The sequence below is a fragment of the Actinomycetospora flava genome, assembly GCF_037400335.1.
Lineage (GTDB): Bacteria > Actinomycetota > Actinomycetes > Mycobacteriales > Pseudonocardiaceae > Actinomycetospora > Actinomycetospora flava.
In genome coordinates this window covers 1-466 of record NZ_JBBEGM010000040.1, presented here as the reverse complement: position 1 = coordinate 466, position 466 = coordinate 1, and the positions used below count along the sequence as shown (strand labels likewise).

1 protein-coding gene is annotated in these 466 nt (G+C 70.6%); it reads right to left on the bottom strand.

All coding sequences use genetic code 11. From position 1 onward, the window contains the following. Positions 1 to 14: 14 nt before the first annotated feature. Positions 15 to 356: a hypothetical protein gene (locus tag WCD58_RS33565; protein WP_337707494.1), complete on the bottom strand. Its 342-nt coding sequence runs from the start codon at positions 354 to 356 to the stop codon at positions 15 to 17. Positions 357 to 466: the final 110 nt, after the last annotated feature.

Sequence of the window (466 nt, the reverse complement as noted above, 5' to 3'; positions counted from 1 at the left end):
CACGTGGGGTGGGGTCAGGCGAAGCCGTCGGGGTCGGTGCGGACGGTCTCGTAGGTGCCGTCGGCGTCGGTGTCGACCGCGGCGGTGTCGAAGTCGCCGTCGTCGTCGGTGTCGATCATGATGGTCTCGCCGTAGCCGTCGGCGTCGGTGTCGACCACGCCGGTCTCGAAGGTGCCGTTGTGGTCGGTGTCGGCGACGACGGTGTCGACGCGGCCGTCGCCGTCCTCGTCGGTGGCGGTGGACTCGAGGTGGCCGTGCTCGTCGAGCTGGTAGGTGCCGACCACGGTGCCGTCGGCCTCGTAGATGTTGCCGTCGGCGGCGAAGTGGCGGTCGCTGGCGGTGGTGTCGGCGCTCATGATCGGTGCTCGCTCTCTGTCCGTGCCCGGTGCCCTCGTGGTGGGCGTTCGGCACTGTGACGGTGCGGGCGGGCGGGGATGTTCCCCGCCGAGCAGGAAAATCGTTCCGC

Excerpts from the sequence above, each read along its gene's own strand:
- WCD58_RS33565 (WP_337707494.1), bottom strand. The coding sequence starts at position 356 with ATGAGCGCCGACACCACCGCCAGCGACCGCCACTTCGCCGCCGACGGC.